The sequence below is a fragment of the Acidimicrobiales bacterium genome (genome assembly GCA_030747595.1).
Lineage (GTDB): Bacteria > Actinomycetota > Acidimicrobiia > Acidimicrobiales > MedAcidi-G1 > UBA9410.
Map to the genome: position 1 here is coordinate 1 of JASLKK010000019.1, position 25,111 is coordinate 25,111.

20 protein-coding genes and 1 riboswitch are annotated in these 25,111 nt (G+C 68.1%); of the genes, 10 read left to right on the plus strand and 10 right to left on the minus strand.

The window, feature by feature from the left end:
* Positions 1 to 491: hypothetical protein (locus QF777_11275; GenBank protein MDP6912125.1), on the minus strand; the 491-nt coding region annotated here is incomplete at its 3' end.
* A 224-nt stretch (positions 492 to 715) separates the two neighbouring features.
* Between QF777_11275 and QF777_11280 the strand changes: the two genes are divergently transcribed.
* Complete coding sequence (locus tag QF777_11280; protein ID MDP6912126.1) at positions 716 to 2,371, plus strand: AMP-binding protein; 1,656 nt, start codon at positions 716 to 718, stop codon at positions 2,369 to 2,371.
* A gap of 3 nt (positions 2,372 to 2,374) precedes the next feature.
* Here QF777_11280 and QF777_11285 read toward each other — a convergent pair whose 3' ends face one another.
* From QF777_11285 to QF777_11300, 4 genes are all read right to left on the minus strand, one after another.
* Positions 2,375 to 3,343: an ABC transporter ATP-binding protein gene (locus QF777_11285; protein ID MDP6912127.1), complete on the minus strand. Its 969-nt coding sequence runs from the start codon at positions 3,341 to 3,343 to the stop codon at positions 2,375 to 2,377.
* Positions 3,344 to 3,411: 68 nt separating this feature from the next.
* The gene (locus QF777_11290) at positions 3,412 to 5,049 is read right to left on the minus strand and encodes an iron ABC transporter permease (GenBank protein MDP6912128.1); all 1,638 of its coding nucleotides are present in this window, start codon (positions 5,047 to 5,049) and stop codon (positions 3,412 to 3,414) included.
* Positions 5,046 to 6,152, minus strand: coding sequence for a thiamine ABC transporter substrate-binding protein (locus QF777_11295; GenBank protein MDP6912129.1), 1,107 nt, complete (start codon positions 6,150 to 6,152; stop codon positions 5,046 to 5,048). The genes QF777_11290 and QF777_11295 overlap by 4 nt, the downstream gene beginning before the upstream one ends.
* A riboswitch (TPP riboswitch) is annotated at positions 6,141 to 6,274 on the minus strand. (Overlaps the previous gene by 12 nt.)
* 36 nt (positions 6,275 to 6,310) lie before the next feature.
* The gene (locus tag QF777_11300) at positions 6,311 to 8,929 is read right to left on the minus strand and encodes a glycoside hydrolase family 3 C-terminal domain-containing protein (GenBank protein MDP6912130.1); all 2,619 of its coding nucleotides are present in this window, start codon (positions 8,927 to 8,929) and stop codon (positions 6,311 to 6,313) included.
* Positions 8,930 to 9,066: 137 nt separating this feature from the next.
* Here QF777_11300 and QF777_11305 point away from each other — a divergent pair, with 137 nt between their 5' ends.
* The 3 genes from QF777_11305 (at position 9,067) to QF777_11315 (ending at position 14,860) form a co-directional block, all read left to right on the plus strand.
* Positions 9,067 to 10,818, plus strand: a complete 1,752-nt coding sequence (locus QF777_11305) for an amidohydrolase family protein (protein ID MDP6912131.1) — start codon at positions 9,067 to 9,069, stop codon at positions 10,816 to 10,818.
* 136 nt (positions 10,819 to 10,954) lie between these two features.
* Positions 10,955 to 12,631 carry a hypothetical protein gene (locus tag QF777_11310; protein MDP6912132.1) on the plus strand — a complete coding sequence of 559 codons (1,677 nt, stop codon included), beginning with the start codon at positions 10,955 to 10,957 and terminating at the stop codon, positions 12,629 to 12,631.
* A 12-nt stretch (positions 12,632 to 12,643) separates the two neighbouring features.
* Positions 12,644 to 14,860, plus strand: a complete 2,217-nt coding sequence (locus QF777_11315) for an acyltransferase family protein (protein ID MDP6912133.1) — start codon at positions 12,644 to 12,646, stop codon at positions 14,858 to 14,860.
* 43 nt (positions 14,861 to 14,903) lie between these two features.
* On the opposite strand, the gene QF777_11320 is transcribed toward QF777_11315, so the two are convergent.
* Both QF777_11320 and QF777_11325 read right to left on the minus strand, forming a co-directional pair.
* Positions 14,904 to 15,719 carry an HDIG domain-containing protein gene (locus QF777_11320; GenBank protein ID MDP6912134.1) on the minus strand — a complete coding sequence of 272 codons (816 nt, stop codon included), beginning with the start codon at positions 15,717 to 15,719 and terminating at the stop codon, positions 14,904 to 14,906.
* 35 nt (positions 15,720 to 15,754) lie between these two features.
* A complete protein-coding gene (locus QF777_11325) occupies positions 15,755 to 17,008 on the minus strand; it encodes an amidohydrolase family protein (protein MDP6912135.1) in 1,254 nt (417 codons plus the stop codon).
* Positions 17,009 to 17,126: 118 nt separating this feature from the next.
* Here QF777_11325 and QF777_11330 point away from each other — a divergent pair, with 118 nt between their 5' ends.
* The 5 genes from QF777_11330 (at position 17,127) to QF777_11350 (ending at position 21,089) form a co-directional block, all read left to right on the plus strand.
* Positions 17,127 to 17,933: an enoyl-CoA hydratase-related protein gene (locus QF777_11330; GenBank protein MDP6912136.1), complete on the plus strand. Its 807-nt coding sequence runs from the start codon at positions 17,127 to 17,129 to the stop codon at positions 17,931 to 17,933.
* An 85-nt stretch (positions 17,934 to 18,018) separates the two neighbouring features.
* Positions 18,019 to 18,888: an LLM class F420-dependent oxidoreductase gene (locus tag QF777_11335; protein MDP6912137.1), complete on the plus strand. Its 870-nt coding sequence runs from the start codon at positions 18,019 to 18,021 to the stop codon at positions 18,886 to 18,888.
* Positions 18,889 to 19,174: 286 nt separating this feature from the next.
* The gene (locus QF777_11340) at positions 19,175 to 19,915 is read left to right on the plus strand and encodes an OmpA family protein (protein ID MDP6912138.1); all 741 of its coding nucleotides are present in this window, start codon (positions 19,175 to 19,177) and stop codon (positions 19,913 to 19,915) included.
* A gap of 66 nt (positions 19,916 to 19,981) precedes the next feature.
* Positions 19,982 to 20,158 (plus strand): hypothetical protein, encoded by a 177-nt coding sequence (locus QF777_11345; protein ID MDP6912139.1) that lies wholly within the window; start codon positions 19,982 to 19,984, stop codon positions 20,156 to 20,158.
* Positions 20,159 to 20,189: 31 nt separating this feature from the next.
* The gene (locus QF777_11350) at positions 20,190 to 21,089 is read left to right on the plus strand and encodes an oxygenase MpaB family protein (protein ID MDP6912140.1); all 900 of its coding nucleotides are present in this window, start codon (positions 20,190 to 20,192) and stop codon (positions 21,087 to 21,089) included.
* A 49-nt stretch (positions 21,090 to 21,138) separates the two neighbouring features.
* On the opposite strand, the gene QF777_11355 is transcribed toward QF777_11350, so the two are convergent.
* The gene (locus QF777_11355; GenBank protein MDP6912141.1) at positions 21,139 to 22,473 is read right to left on the minus strand and encodes a cytochrome P450; all 1,335 of its coding nucleotides are present in this window, start codon (positions 22,471 to 22,473) and stop codon (positions 21,139 to 21,141) included.
* Between the two features lie 80 nt (positions 22,474 to 22,553).
* Between QF777_11355 and QF777_11360 the strand changes: the two genes are divergently transcribed.
* Positions 22,554 to 23,111 carry a MarR family winged helix-turn-helix transcriptional regulator gene (locus QF777_11360; protein MDP6912142.1) on the plus strand — a complete coding sequence of 186 codons (558 nt, stop codon included), beginning with the start codon at positions 22,554 to 22,556 and terminating at the stop codon, positions 23,109 to 23,111.
* A gap of 136 nt (positions 23,112 to 23,247) precedes the next feature.
* Here QF777_11360 and QF777_11365 read toward each other — a convergent pair whose 3' ends face one another.
* Together QF777_11365 and QF777_11370 are read right to left on the minus strand one after the other, a co-directional pair.
* Positions 23,248 to 24,366: a mandelate racemase/muconate lactonizing enzyme family protein gene (locus QF777_11365; GenBank protein ID MDP6912143.1), complete on the minus strand. Its 1,119-nt coding sequence runs from the start codon at positions 24,364 to 24,366 to the stop codon at positions 23,248 to 23,250.
* Positions 24,367 to 24,573: 207 nt separating this feature from the next.
* Entirely contained in the window at positions 24,574 to 24,879 is a 306-nt protein-coding gene (locus QF777_11370; protein ID MDP6912144.1) for a hypothetical protein, read from the minus strand.
* Between the last annotated feature and the right edge of the window lie 232 nt (positions 24,880 to 25,111).

A 25,111-nucleotide genomic window follows, 5' to 3' on the forward strand; every position in this document is an offset into this window, starting at 1 on the left:
CCGACAACGTCTTCGTCAGCGACGATCGTCTGGGCAGCCGCCTGGCCACCATCAGCGCTGCAAAGGTCGTCCAGACCAGTACCAATGGTCACGTCGTGGCCACCAATGGGGCCGTAGTCGGCAACAGCCAACTCGACGCCACGCTGGTTCGGGACGCCCAGGAACGCCACATCGCCGGAAATGGCGTTCAGCGAACGAATCTGGATTTCCTCGCCGTCACCGACATGGACCTCGCCGAGGCTTCCATCACCCAGGTGGTCGGCAACCGTGCCGACCTCTTCCTGAGCTGGCGCAGCCGTCGTAGCCGGCGCAGCCGTCGTAGCCGGCGCAGCAGTCGTCGCCGGAGCAGCAGTCGCAGCCGGAGCAGCAGTCGTCGCCGAAGCCGAACTACTACCAGACGAAGCACTGTCCGCGCTATCGGACCCACAGGCACCAGCAAGCAGCGTGAATGCCGCCACCAGTGCCATCAACCAACGCGTTCGCGTTCTCATAAACCAATCCCTCCAGATGTGGATGTCATCGTCACGGTTCGTTGTGACACGCGCCACTGCCGACCGAGGCTCCGGACCGTAGGACAGTCCCACCCCCGACCGCTAGCCAAGGGACCCGATTGTCATCTATTCGTCGGATTTCCTCTTAGGCGTGGTTGTTTCCTCTGAAGGGAGACTGGGCATTCGAGGGTTCCCTCCACACCCGGGCTCCTAACCTCTACGGGGTGGCAGGCGACGACTTCGGGGAACGACCACCCGTGGACGACCACGGCCTAGTGGTCCGTGACCATCCGGCCCCGCTGCCCGAGGGCCCAGCCACCACCGCCGAGGCCCTGACGGCCGGGGTGCGGGACCATCCCCACCGAGAGGCACTGATCCACGGAGACCCCCTTGATGGAGGGGAGGCGCTCACCTACGCCGAACTGGATGCCCGGGTGGCTGCGGCAGCCGGAGGCCTGACAGCCCTGGGCATCAGGCCCGGCGACCGGGTGGCCTGCTCGCTCCCCAACCGGATCGCCCTCGTCGAGGCCTTTCTGGCTACCCAACGACTGGGGGCCGTCTGGTTGGGCATCAACACCAATCTGACAACCGACGAGGTGTCATGGACGCTCGACGACTCCGAGGTCAACCTGCTGGTGACCACCGATAACCGGGCGGACAGCCTCCGGGGACCCGCTCTCGACAGGCGCTCTGCCGACCGGCACCTCCTCGTGGTCGACCCGACCAACGGATCTGGATCGTGGGCCGATTTGGTTGACGCCGGACACCCGGCGCCCACCATCGACATCGACCCGCAGGCCCCAGCGGCCATCGCCTACACATCGGGTACCACTGGTCGACCCAAGGGCGCTGTGCACTCCCAGCACAACCTGCTGTGGCCCGGCATCTCGAGTCGACGGTCCTACCCGTCCGTTCCTGGCGAGCGCCACGGCACCGCGCTGGCCTTGACCATCCTCAACATGCTGGTGCTCGGTCCCCTGTGGGCCTACCTCCGTGGCACGACCGCCGTGCTGGTGGAACGCACCGACGCCGTGGGTTTCGCTGCCGAGGTCCGAACCCAGCGGATCAATCGGGTCACCCTGGTGCCGGCCATCGCCCATGACCTGGTGGCCCACCCCGACGTCCACCGGAACGACCTGACCACCCTCACCCAGACAATCATCGGCGCCGGGCATTCCCCGCCCGTCCTCCGCGACGCCTGGGAGGCCAAGTTCGGCACCCGGGCCATTGTCGGCTACGGCCTGACCGAGGCCCCGACCGGCGTCACCCGTGAACACGTCAGCCGACCCATGCGACCCGACGGCGCGGGCTACCCGCTCGAACCCGTGCGGGTGGTGATCGTCGACGACGAGGACCAGTCCCTGCCCGACGGTGACACCGGCGAGATCTGTCTCGCCCCTGTGACCCACGGCCCGTGGGCCGGGGTGTGGACACCCATGCTGGGTTACCTCGGTCGGCCCGACGCCACCGCCGAGGCCCTACGAGGCGGCGTCCTCCACACCGGCGACCTGGGTTTCCTCGACGAACACGGACAACTGGTCATCCGGGGCCGACGCACCGAGATGATCCTGCGGGGCGGAGCCAACGTGTACCCGGCCGAGATCGAACGGGTAGTGCTCGACCACCCGGGGGTTCGCGAGGTGGCCGTGCTGGGCCTCGTTGACGATCGGCTCGGCGAGGTGGTAGCCGCCGGCCTGGTGGCCGAGCCCGGGCCATGGGCCGACGGCGACCCGGACCTCCTGGTCGACGACGTCCGGTCGTTCTGCCAGGAACGCCTGGCCCGCTACAAGGTGCCCGACCAGATGCTGGTGCTGGACAGGTTCCCTCGCAACACCATGGGAAAGGTGATCAAGGGTGATCTGGCACCCGCCTTCGAATAGTGGCTAACTGCTGAGGGGCACGACAGCGTCGTGGCCCATGACGAGACCCACCGGGTCACCGACGCTCACACCATGTATCGACTCGTCGACCGGCACCCGGACCTCGAGGCGGCCGACCCGAACGTGAGCCACCATCCGACCGGAGCGGCGGGACGTCGCCACCACGACGGCCGACACGCCCTCGCCGGGGGTGCCGACCGACAGGCTGTCGGATCGCAGCAACACGATGCCGGGTCCCGACCCCAGGCGCCCAAGGGCACACGCGCCAGCATCGTCCAACCCGATCAGGTTCTCGTGACCCAGACAACGGGCAGCGTGCACGGTGCCCGGGTCGTTCCAGACCTCGTCGGGAGTGCCGATCCGGTCGATCCGTCCGGCACCCAGCACGGCAATCCGGTCAGCCAGGGCGAACGCCTCGTCGCGGTCATGGGTGACATGCAACGCCGCCAGACCCAACCGTCGAAGCAGCACGCCCAGTTCGGCGGTCAGACGTTCTCGTAGCGACCGGTCTAGCGAGCCGAGGGGCTCGTCGAGCATCAGCAACCGCGGTGCAGCGGCCAACGAACGGGCCAGAGCCACCCTCTGGGCCTCACCGCCCGACAACGTGTCGACCCGCCGACCCTCGAATCCTTCGAGACCGACCAGGGTCAACGAACGGGCCACGCGGTGGGCCCGCGCCTCGGTGGCCAGGCCAGCCACCCGGAGACCGAACGCCACGTTGCCGGCCACGTCCCGGTGCCCGAACAGGGCGTGGTCCTGGAACACCAGACCGAACCCCCGCTGGTGGGTCGGCACATCGGTCAGGTCCTCGCCATCCCACAAAACCCGGCCGGCCAACGGTTGTTCGAGGCCGGCGACTGCCCGCAGCAGGGTGCTCTTGCCGCAGCCCGACGGGCCGAGGAGCACCACCACCTCACCTCGCGCCACCATCAGGTCCACTCCGGACAGCACCGACTCCCCGTCAAACGCCATCGACAGGGCCTCTATCTCAAGACCGGACGCCGGGGATTCACCGGGACGAGCGCCCCCCGATCGGCCGGTCACAGGTCTCCCCGCACGGTGCCCCGTCGGCCCCATCCCTCGATGGCCAGCACCGAGAGCGCTGTGACCAGCATCAGCACCACGGCCAACGCCATTGCCTGGCCACGCAGGGCGTCGCCCGGCTGGGACAACAGCCGGAACAGGACCAACGGCGCGGTCAGACGGTCGGGATGCCGAGGCAGGAAGGAAGTGGCGCCGAACTCGCCCAGCGAGACGGCGAACGAGAACCCGGCCCCCACGGCCAGCGCCCGGGCAGCGATCGGCATGTCAATCTCACGTCGCACCCTGGCCGGAGCGGCACCCAAGGTGGCCGCCGCCTCGCGCAGGCGCACGTCGATGCCCCGCAGGGTGGGCACCACCACCCGCATCACGAACGGCACACCGATCAGGGCGTGGGCCACCGGCACGAGCCAGCGCGACGATCGGAAGTCCAGTGGCGGCTCACTCAGGGCGATGAGCATGCCGAAGCCCACGGTCACCGCCGAGGCGCCCAGCGGCAGCATCATCCCCAGGTCGAAGGCGCGGGCCGCGGTCCGTCGCCCGTGCACCACAACTACCGAGGCCAGTCCGCCGACCACCACGGCCAAGCCGGCGGCCAGCACGGCGAACACCAGCGAGTTGCGTAACGCCCCGAGCGCAGAGACAGGAAGCAGGGAGAGACGATCGGCCAGGGCGCCGTAATGGTCCAGCGTGAAGCCTCCCCATCCGCCACCGCTCCGACCGCGGGTTAGTGAGCGCTCGACCAGCACGGCGATCGGGAGCCCAAGGACCACGCCCAGCAGGGCGAGATTGGCAGCCAACAACCGACCCGACGCCCTTGGGGGCGGCACCCGTCGCACCACCCGCTGGGCCACAGCCCTCCGACGCTGCAGGCGGTTGGTGACCATCACCATGGCCACCACGGCGGCCAGTTGTACCAAGGCCAGCGCGGTGGCTGAGGCCAGGTCTCCCCGGAACACCGCGTGGCGCCAAATCTCGGTCTCCAGCGTGGCCCGGGTGGGACCGCCTAGCACCAGCACCACACCGAACGACGTGAAGCAGAACAGGAACACGATCGCCGACGCAGCGGCCACCGCTGGCCACAACCGCGGCCATGTCACCCACCGGAAGGCCTGAGCAGGCGACGCCCCCAGCACCCGGGCCTGCTCGGCAACCCTGGGATCCAGCCCCTCCCAGAAGGTACCGACCGTTCGCAGGACGACGGCCACGTTGAAGAACACGTGGGCGGCCAGGATCGCCCCGGCCGTCCGGGTCAGGCGCAACGGTCCGTCATTCAGCCCGAGGCGCTCGAACAGGGCCAGGAACGCCCCACCCACCACCACGGTGGGTAGCACGAACGGCACGGTGGCCGCAGCGCGAAGCAACGACCGTCCCCGGAACCGCCGCCGGGCCAGCAGGTGGGCACCGGGCAGAGCTACGGCCACGGTCAGCACCGTGGAGGCCACGGCCTGCCACAAGGTGAACCAGGCCACGCCCCGGAACGACGACCGTCCCGGCAACTCGACCAGCCGTCTCAAGCCTTCGGCCCCCAGCCCCCGGACAAGGATCGACCCGACCGGATACAGGAAGAAGATGCCCAGGAAGGCCGCTGGGACTACGACAGCCAGCGCGGCGAGCGCCCTTCGCAAAGGGATCACCGAAGGACGATCTCTGTCCAGCGTTCGGACCAGTCGTTGCGATGGGCCTCGATGTCAGCGGGATCCAACTCGTGTGGATCGTCGGCCAGTTCAACGAAGTCCACGAAGGTTGGCGGCAGTTCGGCGGTGGCTAGGGCCGGGAAGACGAACATGTTCAGCGGGATTTCCTCCTGGAAGGTCGGCGAGAGGAGGAAGTCGACTAGCAGCTCGGCGGCAACCCGGTGATTGGTGCCAGCCAGGATCCCTGCGAACTCGATCTGGCGGAAGCAGGTGTCGGTGACCACGCCGGTGGGCGGCGTGTCGATCGGTGGATCAGCGTAGATGACCTCGGCTGGGGGACTCGAGGCATAGCTGACAACGATCGGACGATCGCCGCCGCCCGCTACGAACTCGCCGTAGTAGGCATCTTCCCAGCTCGCGGTCACCACCACACCGTTGTCGCGTAGCGCCGCCCAGTAGTCCTCCCAGCCGTCGCCGTACTCGGCAATGGTGGCTAGAAGGAAGGCCAGACCGGGCGACGACGTCTCCGGGTTCTGCACGACCAGTAGGTCGGCGTACGCCGGGTCGGCCAGGTCGTCAAGCGAGGTCGGAGCGGCCAGATCGTCGCCGAACCAGTCGATCCAGTAGTTGACGCAGACGTCGCCGAAGTCGACCGGGGTGACCCGGTGCGAGGCATCGAGTTGGAGTTCATCAGGCACGCCGGACAGTGCCGACGACTCGTAGGACTCGAACAGGTCGGCGTCCAGCGCCCGCTGTAGGAAGGTGTTGTCAACGCCGAACATGACATCGCCCAGCGGATCGCCGACCGTCAGGATGGCCGAGGAGACCATCTGGCCCGTATCACCGGCCGTCTGGAGGACGACCTGGATGCCGGTGGCCTCGGTAAAGGCGGCCAACGTTCCCTCCGACACCCAGAACGAGTCATGGGCAATGAGGGTGACCAGCCCCGTCGGAGCGGTGTTGGCCGGTGCCTCGACGACGACTGGCCCACCGGAGGTGATGGGAACGGTGGTGGAGGCGCCGTCGCCCCCACAGGAGGTGGCTCCGATGAGAACCGTCGCGGCAAGGCCGACCGCCGAGTACACGGATCGGGATCGCAACATGGGATCTCCCTTCGCCGGCATTATCCGGAGCAGGTTCAGGTCGGGTCGACAGTGCCCCCGTTGGAACAACGGCCACTGCCCTCTCAGCCCGGCACAAGGCCCGAGCTCCCCGGTCGATTGTCGACGGTGAGGCTAGCCCCGGGCCGCCGATCCCCTGATCACGCGAGGTCGACGGTCGCCACGGCCCGGATATCGGCCGATGAGGCCCCCAGGTGGATTCGGTGGATACCCGAATCGACCACCCAGCCGGCCTCGGTCCGTCGCTCCGCACCGGCCCCGGCGGCGACCGGGGCCGCATCGGCCAGGTCGGCGTACGACGGGTCGCCCGGATCCCAGTAGGTGAAGGCCCGATGGTCCAGAACCAGCTCGACCTCCCGCTCCTCGCCCGGCTCCAGTCTGACCTTGGCCAGGCCCCGGAGCTCGCGTGCCGGTCGGGACAGGCGGGGGGCGTCACACCCCACGTAGGCCTGCACCACCTCCGAACCCGCCCGGTCGCCCACGTTGCGCACAGCCACGGTTACCACCACCGGGCGGCCCGTCTCCAGATCAGCCACCGTGTCGGGGGCATCCACCGTTGGTGTCCCCCACTCAAACCGGGTATAGGACAGCCCGTGTCCGAAAGGGAAGGCCACGTCAATGTCACGGGCCTCGTACCACCGGTAGCCGGTGAACAACCCCTCGGTGTAGACAACCCGTCCGTTCTCACCCGGGTAGTGGAGATAGGCCGGCGTGTCGGCCAGGCGGTGGGGCACGGTGGTCGGGAGACGCCCCGACGGCTCGTCGTCACCCACCAGGACGTCGACCAGCGCATCGGCCATTTCCTGGCCGCCGAACCATGTGGCCAGCACGGCCGGTGCGTTCTCGGCCCAGTCGCTGGTCACCACCGAACCGGCGTTGACCACCACCACGGTGCGCGGGTTGGCAGCGCATACCCGACGGATCAGCTCGGGCTGGTCGCCGGGCAGGTCCATCGACTCACGGTCGCGCCCCTCGGTCTCCCAGTCCAGATTGGTGCCCACCACCAGAACCACGACGTCGGCGTCGCCCGCCGCGGCGACCGCCCGGTCCATGAGGTCGTCGGCCACCGGGGTCCGCAGGCCTAGCTTCACCCCTCCCAGGAAGGCCGCACCCTCGGCGGTCCACTCGATGACGACGTCTACCGGTTGACCCGCGGCCAGCATCACCGCAGCAGTCCGCTCGGCGCTTCCGAAACCGAAGAACTCGTCGCCGGGGCCCATGGGATCGTCCACGCCGTCGATCACCACCACACCGTCGACCAGCAGGCGGGCCCGCCCACTCTGCACGAGGGCCAGCACATGTTCGCCGTCGACCACCGGCGTGAACCGGGTGGTGGCCCGGAACGAGCACTCCCGCAGGTCGGTGACTCCCGGGGCGGCATCGAAGTGCAGGATTCGTCCATCCCGGAACGTCCTGGTGCCGACCACCGGTCCGGATCGGTCCATGGTGTCGAAGTACTCGACGTCGAAACCCCGCTCTCCACCAGCCGTGGCCGTGGCCCGGCCGCCCAGCGGTTGGGCCGAGCGTTCGGTGATCGCCCCCAACTCGTGGACGACCTCCATCCGATCGCCGAGGCGATCCACGATGGCGTCCAGCGGTGCCGTCATGTGCTGGGCCACCAGGGCGGCCGATCCGCCTCCCATGATCATGGCCGTGGCCGCGTTGGGGCCGATGACGGCCAGACGGTCTATCCCCGACGGGTCCAGCGGCAGTAGGGCTCCGACTGTCGGGTCGTCTCCCACCGGTTCATTTCTCAGCAGCACGAACCCCTCAGCGGCCGCCCGACGGACCAGCGTCCGATGCGTCGGCTCGTCCAGTTCCCGTTCCGGTCGGTCGTGGGGTTCGCCCACCGCACCGGTGCGCTGCATGAGCCGCAATAGGCGTCGAACCGCGTCGTCGATCGTGGCCTCGGCAACCTCGCCGGACGTCACGGCCTTCACCAGGCGCTCCCCGTACCAACGGGGTGGTCCGGGCATCTCCAGATCCAAACCAGCCGACGCCGAGGCGGCCGTCGACTTTGCGCCGAACCAGTCTGATACCACGATCCCGTCGAAGTCCCATTCGCCGCGCAACACCGTGGTCAGGAGGTGATGGTGCTCCGCTGCGTACGTCCCGTTGATCCGGTTGTAGGACGACATCACGCCCCACGCCCCTCCCTCGGTGACCGCCATCTCGAAGGGACGTAACGACACCTCCCGCAGAGTCCGGTCGTCGACCTCCGACGAGATGGTGGTCCGCTCAAACTCGGAATCGTTGGCCACGAAGTGCTTGACCGTGGTGGCCACCCCGCCGCTCTGCACGCCGCGGATGTAACCAGAGGCGATCTTCCCGGTCAGCACCGGATCTTCGGACATGCACTCAAAGCTCCGCCCGCCCAGCGGCGTGCGGTGCAGGTTCACCGTGGGGGCCAGTAGCACGTGGCTGCCCCGGGCCCGCGTCTCGGCGGCCAGTGCACCACCCAACTCCTCGACCAGGTCGGGGTTCCAAGTAGCACCCAGTGCCGTGCCGCACGGGATGCACAGCGCTGGAATGCCGGTGCCCAGCAGGCCGGTGCCCCGGGCCCCCGCCGGCCCGTCGCACACCTTCAGCGCTGGGAGGCCGAGGCGCTCCACCGGGCGCACCGACCACAGGTCGCGCCCCGACATGAGGTCGACCTTCTCATCCAGCGTCAGATCGGCCAGCACGCCCTCGATCCAGACCGGTCCGTCATCAGCCGATCCGTGGTTCGACGATCCGTCGTTCGGCACCTGGTGCTCCATGGTGGGTTCCTCCCTGCCGGAATCTTCTTCCCTGGTGGGATCGTCCCCCACCGGAGCCGTCCACGCCTGTTCGGGTCGACAGCAAAAATCTGACACTCCGTCAGGAAACGGCGGATACCGAGGGTTAGCCTCGTCGCATGTACGACCTCCTGATCCACGGCGGCACCGTGGTGGACGGCACTGGTGCCCCGGGGACCCGGGCCGATGTGGCGGTTACCGACGGCCGAATCAGCGCCATTGGCGATCTCACCGAATCTGACGGCTCGCTCCCCGAGGCCGCCGAGGTCCACAACGCCACCGGCCGCATCGTGTGCCCAGGCTTCGTCGACCCCCACACCCACTACGACGCCCAGTTGTTCTGGGACCCCTACGCCACGCCATCGAGCCAGCACGGCATCACCAGCATGGTCATGGGCAACTGTGGCTTCACCATCGCCCCGATCGGTGACCAGTCCGACGCCGACTACCTCGCCGCCATGCTCGTCAAGGTAGAAGGCATGTCGCCGGCCGCCTTGGCCGAGGGCCTCGACTGGAACTGGCGGACGTTCGGCGAGTTCCTCGACCGCTTCGAGGGAAACCTCGGGGTGAACGTGGCCGGCATGGTCGGCCACAGCGCCATCCGGCGCACCGTTATGAAGGACGACGCCACCAGCCGCGAGGCCACCCCCGCCGAGATCGACGCCATGAAGGCCCTGCTCGCCGACTCACTTGCCGCCGGGGGCCTTGGATTCTCGACCAGCCGGTCGTTCACCCACAGCGACGGTGACGGCCTGCCGGTGCCATCACGGACCGCAGCGGCCGACGAGGTCGAGGCCCTGTGTGCCGTAGTGGCCGACCATCCCGGCACCACACTGGAATGGGTGGCCGACGGCTGCATGAACGGTTTCCGCGAGGACGAGGTCGACCTCATGACCCGGATGTCACTCGCCGCCCGACGACCCGTCAACTGGAACGTCCTGACCATCGACGCCGCCCGACCCGACGACTACCGAAACCAGCTCCGGGCATGCGACGAGGTGGCCGAGGCCGGCGGTAAAGCCATGGCCCTGACCATGCCGGTCCTCGTGGGTATGAACATGCACTTCCACACGTTCTGCGCCCTCTACTCGCTGCCCGACTGGAGCGAGGTCATGAACCTCCCCCACGACGAGAAGGTGGCCGCCCTGTCGGACCCCGACACCCGCCGCCACCTCGAGACCCGGGCCGCCTCTCCCGACGCCGGCGTGTTCTCCCGCCTCACCGGCTGGGGCCGCTACCGCATCGGCGATACCTACTCCGAGCCCAACGAGGGCCTCAAGGGTCGCCTCATCGGCGACGTCGCCCGCGAGCGGGGGCAGCGCGACTTCTACACGCTGCTCGACGTCGTGTTGGCCGATGACCTTCGCACCGTGCTGTGGCCCGGGCCCACCGACGACGACCCGGCCAGCTGGATCATGCGTCAGACCGCCTGGGACCATGACCACGTGATGATCGGCGGCTCGGACGCCGGCGCCCACCTCGACCGTATGGCCGGTGCCAGCTACACCACCCAGTGGCTGGCCGACTGCATTCGCGGCCAGGGCCTGGCCACCGTCGAGGGCGCCATTGCCCACATGACCGACGTGCCAGCCCGCTTCTTCGGCCTCGTCGAGCGGGGTCGCCTCACCGAGGGCTGGCACGCCGACGTGGTCGTCTTCGATCCCGAGACGGTCGGAGCCGGCGAGTTCCACCTGAAGCACGACCTACCCGGAAACAGCCCCCGCCTGTACGCCGATGCGTTCGGCATCGAGCGGGTCTACGTCAACGGCACGTGCACCATCGTCGACGGCCAACCCGCCGGTGGTCTTCCGGGCGTCGTGCTCCGTTCGGGCACCGACACCGAGACAGTCAGGATTCCCGCCGACCACTGACGGTCCCCGGTGGCCGATCCGGTCACCGGCTACCAGGAACCGAGCCCCTCAGCCTGGGTTGATCGGTCCTGATTGACCGGACCAGGCTGACCGGCTCACCCGATCAGGGGCGAGGGGTTCCGTAGGATCGGCGGCCATGGACTTCCCCGACCGCCGCGTCCCCTGGTTCGAAGCGGTCTCGTTGCTGGTTCCACTGGTCGCCGTACTGGTCCCACTGGCCCGCATGCTGGGCACGGGCGCCACCACCATGGAGGAGGGCACCGTCCTCGTCGTGGCGTCCGGGATCCTCGACGGTCGACTACCCCATGCCGACGTGTCGTACCTCTATGCCCCAGGCAGCGTCTGGACGGTGGCGGGCGCCTTCTCGGTGTTCGGCACCTCGGTGGTCGTCGAGCGCCTGGTCGGCCTCGGCTACCGCCTCCTCTTGCTGTGGGGCATCCACCGACTGGCCCGCCGCTGGGGACTGTCGACCGCGGCATGCACCACGCTGGCCACCTGGGCCGTGTTGGCCCCGTTCGGCCTCATTGCCTACCCGTGGGTGGCCGGCCTCGGCCTACTGGCTGCCGGTACCGCACTGGTGCTGGACGGCGAGGACCGCCGCACCGCAGCGGTAGGCGCCAGCCTGTGCGGACTCGCCGCGTTCCATCAGGTCGTGCTGGCCCCCGCCGTACTGCTCGTGGTGGTTCCCGCATTCCTTTCGGCCACCGACGAACGCCGGGCCCGCCTGGGCACCGGTCTGGTGGCTGGCCTCTTCCCCTTCCTCCTCCACATGGTGCTGGTCGGACCCCGCGTCATGTTCGAGGGCATGGTGCTCGACCCGGTGGTGCGGCTCCGGGCCGGACGACGCCTACCGCTGCCTCCGGATCCGAATGACAGCGGCGACTTCTTCGCCCGCCTCGACGACCTGGTGCGTGGCCCGTCGCGTTTCCCGGGCCTGGACCGACCCGCCCAGATCACCGCTCTGTTCTGGCTCCTGCTGGCCTCCACGGTGGTCCTCTTGGTGATGGCGTGGCGCTGGCGGGGCTCGGCCCGGTCACGCCTGACCACCATGGCGGTGGTCGGCGCGGCGCTCGTCCCCATGGTGTTGCAGCGGCCCAGCCCCAACCACCTCAAGTTCGTCGGAGCGTGGACGGTGGCCGTCGGCGTGGTGGCCATCGCCGAACCACTGGGAGCCCTGCTGGGTCGCCTCCCTGGGCGCTTCTCGGGTATGCGCCTCGGCCGTTCGGCCCGCCACCTGGCCCCACCGATCGCTCTGGCCGCCATCCTGGGCGGACTGGCCCTGCTAGCCCCCCACCACATCGGCCGCTTCACCATCGACGCCTTCACTGACCGACCTCTGGATGGTTCCACGGCGACCGTGGTCCACGACGGCCGCACCCTGCCTGTGGGCCGGGGGTCGGGGGCCGAGGCGGTGGCCGATGAGATCGACCGACTGGTGGGCCTCGTCGATGCGCTGACCCGTCCCGGCGATCGGTTGTTCGTCGGTCCCGCGGACCTGACCCGGACCAACTACAGCGACACCTCCCTCTACTTCCTGCTCCCCGACCTGGTGCCGGCCAGCCGCCACATCGAGATGAACCCCGGTCTGGCCAACCGTCAAGGGAGTGGGCTGGCCGCCGACCTGGCCGCCGCCGACGTACTGGTCCTCACCGACCGCTTCGACGGCTGGTCCGAACCCAACGCCTCGGTGTTTCCCGGCGACCCGGCACCCGCCGCAGTGGTTGCCGACCGTTTCTGCGACGTCGGCGGTACCGCTACGTGGCGGGTCCTCACCCCGTGTGGATTGCCGGGTGTCGACCCGGCCGACCGATAGCGTCAGCGCCGCATGGCCGCCGACGGGGCACGCCCTCGCTTCTCCTACATCCCGGGCCTCGACGGCATCCGGGGCATCTGGGTCGTCATCGGCCCGCTGCTGTACCACGCCGCCACCGACACGGTCACCGGCGGCATCCTGGGCATCGACCTGTTCTTCACACTGTCCAGTTACCTGATCATCTCCATCGCCCTGAACGAGTTCGAGTCCACGGGTCACATCGACCTGAAGGCTTACGCCGGTAGGCGGGCCCGCCGGCTGCTCCCAGCCCTGTTCGTGGCCCTCGGGCTGCTCACCATCTACCTGGTACTCGTCGTCCCACCGGGCGAGTTCGCCCGTTGGACCGGGGCGATCTTCTCGACGCTGACCTACAGCGCCAACTGGTACGAGATCTTCTCCGACGTCTCGTATTTCGAGGACTTCCAGCACTCCCCGCTTCGCCACGTGTGGTCGTTCTCGATCGAAGAGCAGTTCTACATCTTCGCCCCGCTGTACCTCACCGCCGTCCTGGTCCTGTTCAAGCGACGAGCCAACCTGGCCCTGCTGGTCACCATGATCGCCGGCACGGCGGCCTCCACCTGGTGGATGGGCCACCTCTATCCGGGGCACGGAGACCCGTCACGGGTGTACTACGGCACCGACACCCGGGCTCACTCCCTGTTCGCCGGGATCATCCTCGCCGTGGCCGTCCGGATGTACGGACCGGTGCGAAGCCGGGCCGGCCAGCTGGCCTGGGTGGCCAGCGCGTACGCGGCGACCATCTTCTTCACGTGGGCCATCTTCGAGATCTCCGAGCGGGATGCCTGGATGTTTGAGCACGGCGGCTTCCTCCTGGTAGCAGGCATCTCGTGTTTGATGATCTACGGGGTGGCCCAGCCCGGTGAAGCGCCGTGGCACCGCGGCCTTCCCCCCTTCCTGTCAGCCGACGACGCCCCGTGGGCCGGCCGCCTCGCGTGTGGCGCCCTCTACGCCGGCCTGTTCACCGCCGGTTGGGCGGTGGTCAGCGTGGCCCGGGGCAACACGGCGTTCGACCATTGGCCATACCTCCTTGGCGTGGGCGTCGGCTGGTTCTGGTACGGGGCGGCGCGAGCCCAGGTCGGCCCGCTGCACTGGTTCCTGGAGTCGACGCTCATCCGCTGGGTGGGGAAGATCAGCTACGGGCTCTATCTGTACCACTGGCCGATCTACCTGCTGGTCACACCGGCCCGCGCCGGACGCCTCATACCCGGGGTGGCCGTCGTGGAAGGCAACAACCTGGTCTGGATACACCTGGCCATCACCTTCGGCACGGCGGCAGCCAGCTTCTACCTCGTCGAGCAGCCGGTCATGAAGCGTCGTTTCCCGTTCGTGAACCGGAAGATGACCGCTGTAAGCGGCACGGCGGCCGGCGCCACGGCCGTGGTGCTCATCCTCATCGGCCTCCTGTGGGTTAACACCCGTCCGGCCGAGGGCGGCGCCTTCGCCCCGTCGACCAGCCCGTGTGTCGAACAGGGACTGCTCCCGCCGCCGAGCGACGGCCAGCTCCGGGTGCTGGTGGTGGGTGACTCGGTCGCCCTCCAGATCGGCGAGGCCCTCTGCGGCTGGGCCCTCGAACACCCGGGCCGCATGGTGGTCCTCAACGAGTCCCATTTGGGTTGCGTGGTCGGTCGCCACGGCCTGAAGCGGATTCCCGAGGGGGACGAGGGTCCGGTGGGCGAGATCTGCTCGGCGTGGAACGAGTCGGTGCCCACCCACGTGATGCTCGACTCCGAGGTGGTCTCGTGGCCTTCGGCCGTGGCCGCCTTCCAACCCGACGTGGTGCTTGGCCATGTCACGGCGTGGGACGTCACCGACCGGTTGGTGCCGTCACTGGGCGACGAATGGGTATGGGTCGGGGTTCCGGCCTACGACGACTACATCTCCGCCGAGTACCGCTTGGGCAGCGAGGTGCTCGGAGCCGCGGGCGCCCACGTGTACTGGCTGGAGGGCGCCCACATCCGCCGCGAGATTCGACCCCAGAACCACCCGGACCGAATCGACGGGCTAAACGACCTAGTCCGTTCGGCCACCGCTGATCTCGACTTCGTGACCTTGGTGCCCTACCGGGAGTTCACTGGGCTGAACGGCACAGCGCGCGAACGCGAGATCCGCGACGACGGGGTGCACCTGTCGGAAACCGGCATGGCCCAGGTGGCCGAATGGCTCACCTCTGACGTGTTTGACGAGACCCGCGAGGTCGTCACCGACTGACGGGACGGCCGGTCCCCGGTCGCTCTGGACCGGGTTTCGTCAATCAGGAACGCTCGCTCCACCAAACGTCGAGGCGGGCCTCCATCTCTGACTGTTCCATTTCTCCCTCGGACCGCTTGAGGGCCAGTAGGAAGGCCAGCGCCTCACCGATCTCGCGCCCTGGCCCGATGCCCAGGTGTGCCATCACCGCCGCGCCGTCCATGCCTGGCCGCTCGGCGGCCACCCGTGCCTGTTCGGCCAGTTCGGCGATCCGGAACTCCAGGTCGTCCATGAGGGCCTGGATGCCGGCCGCCCTGGCCTTGTTGCGGGTCGTGCAGTCACAGCGGATGAGGTGGTTGAGTCGCCCCAGCAATGGACCGGCATCGCGGGCGTAGCGTCGGACCGCGGCATCCGACCAGCCGTCGGCGTAGCCCTTGAAGCGGCCCGAGAGCCGAACCATCTCAGCCACCTCGTCGATCACCAGTTCGGAATATCCCATGGCGGCGAGACGGCGACGAGCCATACGGGCCCCCACCACCTCGTGGTGACGGAAGGTCACCCCGCCATGTTCGAAGCTGCGAGTCCGCGGCTTTGCAATGTCGTGAAACAACGCGGCGAGGCGCACGGTGAGATCGGGCTCGGTCTTGGCCACCACGGCGATGGTGTGGCTGAGGACGTCCTTGTGCCGATGGATGGGATCCTGCTCCATTCGGAGGGCCGCCAACTCGGGCACCAGGTCGTCCATCTCGCCCGAGTCCACCGAGGCCCAGAGACCGGGCACGCAATCGTCCTCCAGCAGGATGGCGCTGAGGCGCTCCCCGGTGGACGGGTCCACAGCGAACCCGTCGCTGGACGCGTCCTGTCTGGCCGTCTCAGTCATGGAACGAGTCTACGAAGGACCCAGTTCAGCTGCCCTCAGACGGTGGGGCAGGGCTCGATGTCGAGACTCAGCATGCGGGCGGCGTTGCCCCGCACGATCTTCCACACCACGTCGGCCGGGAGGTGGCCCATCATGTCGGTGGCCACCTGCTTGGTGTGAGGCCAGGTGGTGTCGGTGTGTGGATAGTCGGTCTCGAAGGTGATGTTGTCCACCCCGACCTCATCGAGAGACCGCAGCCCGTGGTTGTCCCGGAAGAAACAACCGAACATCTGGCGGTAGTAATAGGTAGACGGCGGCTCGGGGATGATGTCGGCCACTCCGCCCCACGCACGGTGTTCCTTCCAGACATCGTCGGCCCGCTCGAGGATGTACGGGATCCAGCCGATCTGACCCTCGCTGTAGGCCAACTTCAGTTCGGGGAAGCGAACCAGCACGCCGGAGAATAGAAAGTCGCTCATCGAGGCGATGGCATTGTTGAAGCTCAGCGAGGCGGCCACGGCTGGCGGGGCGTCCGGCGAAGCGGCCGGCATCTTCGACGACGAGCCAATATGCATGTTGACCGTGGTTTGGGTGTCCTGGCACGCCTCGAAGAACGGGTCCCAGTAACCGGTGTGAATGGACGGCAGGCCCAGGTTGGGGGCGATCTCCGAAAAGCAGACGGCATGGCAGCCCCTCTCGGCATTGCGGCGCACCTCGGCGGCCGCCAGGCCGGCATCCCACAGCGGGATGATGATGAGCGGGATCAGGGCGCCGTCCGAATCACCGCACCACTCCTCCACCATGTAGTCGTTGTAGGCCTGCACGCAGGCCAGTCCGAGGTCATGGTCGGACGCCTCGTAGAAGGTCTGGCCGCAGAACCGGGGCAGGGTCGGGAAAGACAGTGAAGCCTCGACGTGGTTGACCTTCATGTCCTCGACTCGGGCCTTTGGGTCGTAGCAACCGGGCCGCATCTCGTCATACGTGATGGGCGCCATGGTCATCTCGTCGCGGTCGAAGCCGACGGCGGCCACGTGGCGTTTATTGGGATGCACTAGGTCCTCGTAGAACCAGATGTCGCACCAGGGGGCGTCAGGGGCGTCCAGTTCGTACTCGTACATCTTCGCCCCTCCGACCCAAGTCATGTCACCGAGGCGGCGGCGCTCCACCCGGGGCCCACGGTCGCGGTACTTCGCCGGCAGCCAGGCCTGCCAGAGGTGGGGTGGCTCGACAATATGGTCGTCGACGCTGATGATCGGCGGGATCTCGGTGATCCCGTTCTCTGAGGGCAGGTTCTCTGACAGCGGGTTCATCGGGGAGGTTGCGCTTCCGGTCGAATCGAGGGGCCGCCCAAAGTTTCTGACGGTCCGTCAGATTCTAGTCGTCGACGAACCCGGGCGCCCCACCAAGCCCCGCGGCTACTTTCGACCCATGGACGACAGAACCAGCGACGGGCCCTACGGCGAGGCGGCCACCTACCGACGCGACGACCACGTGGCCACCATCACCTACCACCGACCCGAGGCAGCCAATACCGTCAACGGTGCCATGCGCCGTGACCTCAATGGCGCCTGGGACCGATTCATGGCCGACGAAGAGGCCTGGGTGGCTGTCCTGACCGGGGCCGGTGACCGCCACTTCTGCGGGGGAGCCGACCTTCGCGACCCCGCCGGCTCCACAGGTGACTTCACCGGGACCTTCTGGGAGACACCAACCATCAACTCCTTCGAGTCGGGCCTCGAGGTGTTCAAGCCGACCATCGCAGCGGTGAACGGGGCGTGCGTGGGCTACGGCCTCACCGCCGTCGTGGCGTGCGACTTCGTGGTGGCTTCTGAACGGGCCACCTTCTCCTGGCCCGAGGTGAGCATCGGCATCCCAACCATCGTGGGCGCCATCCGACTACCCCGCAAGGTGGCATGGGCCGACGCCATGGAGCTCCTCCTAACCGGCGAGCCCATCGACGCCCAGCGGGCATTGGACATCGGCCTGGTCTGGCGGGTCGTCCCCCACGACGAGCTCATGGCCGAAGCCCGGACCCTGGCTGATCGCCTCTGCCGAGCTGCCCCCCTGGCCGCCCGAACCACCAAGGAGGTCGCCGTGCGAACCCGGGACATGGGCTGGACCGAGGCCGTGCGGTTCGGCGAGACCATGCGACGAGTGGCCGGCGCCACCGCAGACGCCACCGAGGGCCGGACCGCCTGGGCCGAGAAGCGCCCGCCCGAATGGGAGGGCCGCTGAATGGGCGGCCAGACTCCCAAGCGTTGAGGATCGGTAACGGGTCCGCCCCATCAGTGGCGGTCCGTCGAGCAACGGGAGCACCCACATGAAGGTCGGTATCGCATTCGCAAACATTGGGCCGTTCGGCAGCGCCGAAGGGGCCGCGGCGGTCGGCGCGGCCGCTGAGGCGGCGGGTATCGACTCGCTGTGGACCGTCGAACACGTCGTCTATCCGGACGAGTACGGGTCGACCTACCCCTACGACGATTCGGGCCGGATGGCCATGGCGCCCGATACCGACCTCACCGACCCACTGACCTGGCTGACCTGGGTGGGCGCCCACACCTCGACGCTCCGTCTAGCCACCGGGATCCTCATCCTCCCGGAACGCAACCCGGTCGTGCTGGCCAAGCAGTTGGGCACCATGGATGCCCTCACCGGCGGCCGGGTCGACCTGGGAATTGGCGTGGGCTGGCTGCGTGAAGAGTTCGACGCCCTGGGCATCCCGTGGGAGCGACGCGGCGCCCGGACCGACGAGTACGTGGCGGCCATGCGCACCCTCTGGAGCGGCAACAGCGTCTCGTTCGACGGCGACTTTGTGTCGTTCTCCGGCGTGTCGTCCAACCCCAAGCCAGTGAACGGATCGGTTCCCATCGTGATCGGCGGCCACAGCGATGCAGCGGCCCGGCGAGCCGGCCGGCTGGGTGACGGTTTTTGGCCCGGCAAGGGCGATCTCGACCATCTACTGGACATCATGCGCCACGAAGCCGAGGCCCACGATCGTGACCCGGACGCCATCGAGGTCACGTGGGCCGGCGACCTGACCGCCGGCGAGGATCCGGTGGCCGCGGCCGCCGCGCTGGCTGACAAGGGCGTCAGTCGGGTCATTGTGCCGTCGTTCCTGTTCTGGCGAGACCCCGAGGGCTCACTCGCCGCCTTCGGCGAATCAGTGGTCGCCCCGCTGGCCGACCTGTAACTGACCGGTAGCCGATCGTTCCCCGCACGCCAGCGCTCTACCCTGACGGCGTGCGAAGAGAGGACGAACACAACACCACGGGCTCGGGGGCCCACCGGTGACCGGCATGATGCGCGACCCGCGTTCGTCGCGTAGTCGCGACTTCGGACCGGCCTTCGGCATCGGCGGCCGAGGTCGCTCCCCCAGAGGGTCTTCTCCCAGGGGCGGGTCCCGACGCTCCCCCGGCGGCCTCCCCGGTAGCCCCGGCACGTGGCTACTCGGATTGATTGTCGTCGCCTTCTTCGCGGTGATTCTCCTGGGAAGCGACGAACCGGCCAGCGAGCAGGCCACCGAACAGGACCTGACCGCCACCGTGCAGGGGGCCATGGTCCAGGCCGGCCTGCCCACCGTGGAAGTCCGGGTCGTCGACTGGACCGTCATCCTCGAGGGCCGAGTGGCCACCTCGGATCTAAGGGAGGCCGCCGAACGGGTGGCCTTCGCCCAGGCGGATGTGATCAGCGTCCAGAACCGTCTGTTCGTGCCGCCCCCCATCGACGACCTTGTCCCGGTCAGCACCACGGTGCCCGACCTCCCGGCCTCACTGGCCGACCTCGTATTGCAGGCCCGGCTGAGTGCGGTGGCTGCCCACCCCCCGATCCAGTTCGAGAGCGGCGGCGACCGCATCACACTCGAGTCAGTGCCCACACTCGACCGTCTGGGCGCTTTCCTGCTATTCGAACCGGCCATCCGTGTGCAGATCATCGGCCATACCGACAGTGACGAACGCAGCCCCGGAGACAACCTGCACCTGTCAGCCGTGCGGGCCGATGCCGTGCGAACTCAGCTCCTGGCCCGGGGTGTGGAACCCGATCGGCTGGTCACCCTGGGGATGGGCCATGCCGACCCGATCGCCGACAACCTGACCAAGTCGGGTAAGGCGGCTAACCGGCGCATCGAGTTCCTGCTGCTACGGCCCGGCGAGGTTGGCCTGCCGCCACCTCCCGACCCGGGGATCCCCGATCCGGGTACCGACGACGAGGGAAAATGATTGGGAGAGGTCAGCGAGGGTTGCCGTCGACGGACAGTGACCGAGTACTCAATGAGGAGGGCTCGCATGAAGACCATCCAGAGGCAGGACGTCCGCAACAGGGTGACGGGGTTGTGCACCAGATGCCACCGGACCGGTGCGGTCGAGGTGGTGGGGCTGGTCTGCGACCGGTTCGGCGCCTCGGCCCAGCCGACCGGCGTATGCACCACGTGCAGCACCAGGCGAACCGTCCTGCGTTCCTAAACCTCGCCTGCTCCCCCGGAGTAGGCACCCGATGAGCATCTGGCGGGCCCGGGTCACCGAAGCGGCGGTCGGGCTGTTCAGCCACGCCCCCGACCCACTGGCCTCAACCTTCGATCATCCGGGCGACCCCGGCCTGTTCGGTCCCGGTTCGGTCACCTGGCGGGTCATGTGCGACTGCTCGACCTTTATCGGAGGTGTACGTGCGCTGATCGTCCAGGCCGCCCACCCCGAGGTGGCATCGGGGGTCGGCGACCATTCGTCGTATCGGACTGACCCGTTGGGCCGCCTCTCGCGGACTGCGTCCTACGTGACGGCGACCGCCTACGGCTCGCTGCCCGAGGTCGACCATGCCGTCGGCATCGTCAGCCGCCTGCACGGTCCGGTGTCAGGTAACTCCCACCGTGGCCTGGCCTATTCAGCGGCCGATCCCGAGATGAAGGCATGGGTCCACAATGCGCTGGTTGACTCGTTCCTGGTGGCCCACCGGACCTTCGGACCAGAGGCGATGGCCGATGCCGACGCCGACGCCTACGTGGCCGAACAGGTCCGCCTCGGCGTCCGTATGGGCGCCAGCCCGCTTCCCGACACAGCAGACGCCCTTACCGGGTGGCTGCTCGAGCATCCGTCTCTGGGTCCGTCTCCAGCGGGCGCCGACGCCGTGCGCTTCCTGGCCGGACCACCCCTGAACGCGCCGGTCCGCCTCGCCTACCGGATCATCCACGATGCCGCGGCGGCCACCATCCCCACACCAGTGCTCGACGTGCTGGGCATCCGACGTCGACCGGGCGCTGTGCTGAGGGGTCGCCTGCTCATCCGTGCTCTGCGGGCCGCCCTCGGTGCTTCACCGGCGTGGGCCGCCGCGCTGGAACGCTGTGGTCAACCACGACCCGACGGCGTGCGCTTCCGCAACGACCCCGGAACCAGTTGCTGAAAACCGACCGCTGAGGCCGGCGGAACACCTACCCCTTTGCCGGACCGGATCAGCCGGCCGAGGACGTGGTCAGTACCGGCTGACTGGGTGTGAACTCCACCGGCAGGTGTTTGATGCCGTTCACGAAGTTCATGCGGAGCCGATCGGCCGGACCAGTGATGGTGATGTCGGGTAGCCGGGCAGCCAGGCCCTCGAAGATGAGCTTCAGTTCCAGCTTGGCCAGGTTGGCCCCCAGGCAGAAGTGCGCCCCTCCGCCACCGAAGGCCAGGTGGTGGTTGTCGGTCCGGGTCAGGTCGAGGCGGTGGGGGTCGTCGTAGACCTTCTCGTCCCGGTTGCCTGACGGATACCAGAGTGTGACCTTGTCGCCGGCCCGGATCTGTTGCCCACCCAGCTCGGTGTCGGCGGTGGCCGTCCGACGGAAGTAGTTAACCGGGCTGGTGTACCGGAGGATCTCGTCAACCGCATCGTCGGTCATCTCGCCGGTCTCGACCACTGTGGCCCACTGGTCCGGATGGTCCATGAAGCCCATCAGGCCTAGTGAGATTGCGTTGCGCGTCGTCTCGTTGCCAGCCACCAGTAACAGGGTGAAGAAGAGGTCACGCTCGAGGTCGGTCAGCTCGGTGACCGTGCCGTCGTCGAGCGTGACCGTGGCCGAAGTGAGGACGGTCCACAGGTCATCCTCGGGCTGGGCCCGCTTCTGGTCGGTCAACCCGTGCGCGTAGAAGGCCATCTCGATCATGGCCGACTCGTAGGTGGTGCTGTGATCGGAGTCCTCGTCGCCGGTCGGCTCGTCCTGGTACTCGGGGTCGCTCCCGCCGATGGTGCGGTTGGACCAGTCCAGGAGCTGCTCACGGTCCTCGTCGGGCACGCCGATGATGTCGGCGATTGCCATGAGCGGCAGTTCAGCAGCCACGTCGAGGACGAAGTCGGCGCTTCCCTGCTCGCAGATGCGATCCAGGATGATGTTGGTCCGCAGACGCATGACCTCTTCCATGCGCCGGACCATGCGGGGCGTGAAGCCGGTGTTGACCAGCTTGCGGTAGCGGGTGTGCTGCGGCGGGTCGGTCATCACCATCTGGAGGCCCGGCCCGCGCCCGTCAGCGATGTCGTTCAGGGCGATGCCTCCCGCACCGTCGCGTCCCGGACCAGTCTGGTGGGAAAAGAGCGTGCCCGACCGGTGGGCCTCGGAGATGTGCTCGAACGACGACACCACCCAGAACGGCTCGGGGTGCTCGTCGGTCGGTGGGTGCTGCCATACCGGGGCCTCCCGCCGAAGCAAGTCGAACCAGTCGTGGGGCATTCGCTCGGCGAACACATCCGGATTGGTCAGGTCTATATCGCTAAGGGTCGGGGCGCTCAGGGTCTGGTCGGCGGGCGATGCCATTGTGGTCCTCCGGTAGGTTCCTTCCCCGGAAGATATCTTCCCCGGAAGATATCTGCAACCCCGCCGCTAGGCTCCCGTCCATGGGTGGACCTGCGGACCAGACGGAGCAGTTGGATCTGGTGGAACAGGCGGTCGACCGCCTCGTGCCCGAGGGCGACGCGGCCCATTCCGCCCGCAGCGCCACCACCGCCGGAATACTCGTCTGGGCCTACCTGGCCGGCCGCGAGTTGGAGGTCTGGATGGCCGATGCCCTCGGGCCTACCGGCCTGACTACCTCGGAGTTCGGCGCCCTCGCCGGGGTGGCTTTTGCCGGCGAACACACCCTCACCGCCGGCGATCTGGCCCGGTGGACCGTCCAGACCTCGGGTGGCACCACCAAGACCATTCAACGACTGGTCGACCGCGGGCTGGTCGTCCGGGCGGCCGACCCGGGCGACGGACGACGGACCCTGATCGACGCCACCACCGAAGGTCGCTCCCTGGCCACCGCCGTGGTCGCCGACCTGGTTGTCCGCCTCGACCGCGACCTCGGCCCGTTGAACGCCGTGGCACGCGACGACCTTCACGACGGACTCCGGCGACTGTCGGCCGCCCTCGGTTGGCAGGCAGACGCCCAGACAATGGCGGACTCGGGCTAGACATCGGGTCGTGAACCCACCCGCGTGACGCAGCGCCTCGCCTAGCCGTGGACAAGGTGACAAGAAGACCCTCTCCTCCGCAGTCATCGCCATGCTCCACTGGGCTACCGGCTGCCCCTTATGGAGGTCACGCCCGTCAGCTGAAACTTAGGACCGGGTCACCCCAGAGCGACTCGTCGGGTGTGATGCCCAGGCCGGGCCCGGGTGGCAGGTCGATCCACCCGCCGTCGAGACGAATGCCGTGCTCGACGTCGTAGTGGCCGTCCACGTAGGGCTCGGCGATCCACGTTCCCTCAAAGTTGGCCGGATCCACGGTGGCCCCCACGTGCAATGAAGCAGCGGCCACCAAGTCGCCACCCCACGTGTCGTCCACGGTGTGGGGCCGCCGGGCCGCCGCACACACGTCGCGCACGGCCCGCATGGCGCTGATGCCTCCGACCCGACTGACCTTCATACCGAACCCGTCGGCCACCCGCTGCCCAATAGCCGCCACCACCGCGCCTAGGTCAGTGGCCGACTCGTCCAGGTAGATCGGGTGGCAGACCTTCCCGACCAACGAGGCGTTCTCCTCATAGGTGTCGCATGGCTGTTCGATCACCATGGGGATGTCCCGGCAGGCCTGTGACACCTGAATGGCGTCTCGGGTAGCCCACCCCTTGTTCGCATCCGCGGCTAGGCGCACACCGGGACGCAGCGTGGCGGCCACGGCTCGAAGCGCCGCGACGTCCTCCTCTACCGGTCGACCACCGACCTTGAGTTGGATCCGGAAGAAGCCCTCGGCCTGGCGGGCGTCGGCATCGGCGGCCGAATCCTCCGGTGAGGCGATCAGGACCCCATGGTAGGACGGCACCCGCTCGCGCACGGCCCCGCCCAGTAGGTCGCACACCCGCACCCCGTACGCCTTGCCGGTGGCGTCCCAGCAAGCCACGTCCACGGCGGCCTTGGCGTACCGGTGCCCCATGAGGGCGGCGTCCATGGCCGCCTCCACCCGGCCGACTGCCGTCGGGTCCAGTCCAAGGAGGTGCGGGACCAGTTCGGCCAGTGCGGCCCGGGCCCCCAGGGCGTGCTGGGGCTGGTAGGTCGATCCCAGAGGGCAGGTCTCTCCGTAGCCCACGGTTCCGTCGTCGCACTGGAGGCGAACGATGGTCGTGTCCAGGTGCCAGACGTCCTGCACCGCCATCCGGTAGGGCGCACCCTCCACGGGTCCCCTCACGGGCAGGTCGTGCTGGAACACGTCAATGGCGACAATCTTCATCGGCCAGCTCCCAGGTTCGGCTCAGACCGGGGCGTCGGACCCCGGCGACGGCGCGGACGGTAGCAGCGGGCCTGCCGCCGATGTTCCCCAGTAGGTCCGTCAACGCTCCCCTGCGACCCAAGGACTTTCCCTTGGATACAGGAGTTTCCTCGCAGTAGGTGCTTTTCTTGAATCAAGCGGCACTTATCACTACTCTGACGGACGGTCTCATGGGGGCCCGTACGCGGGCGCTCTGGGACACACCAGTGGGGTGCGGTACTGACCCCCAACCAACAGAGGGGAAAAACGTTTCATGTTGAAGCGATTCATCGTCATTCTCGCCGCCTTGGCGATGGTGGCATCGGCCTGCGGGTCAGACAGCGACGACGCCGGATCGAGCGGAAGCAGCAGCGCCGCCTCGTCCAGCGACAGCAGCAGCGACAGCAGCACCGACAGCAGCAGCGACAGCAGCAGCGACAGCAGCAGCGACAGCAGCAGCGACAGCGCTGCGGCTGATTCCAGCGATCCGATCAAGCTGCCGATCCACAACTGGTCCAGCCAGATCGCCGGTGTTTACGCCGTCGGCGCCATGCTGGAGTCCACCGGCAACTCGGTCGAGTACATCTCGGCTGACTCGACGCTGGTGTACACCTCGATGTGTGAAGGCGACATGGACCTCGTTCACGAGGTCTGGCAGGGCGCCTTCGGTGTCGCATTCGAGGAGCAGGTGGACAAGGGCTGCGTGATCGACGCCGCCACCCACGAC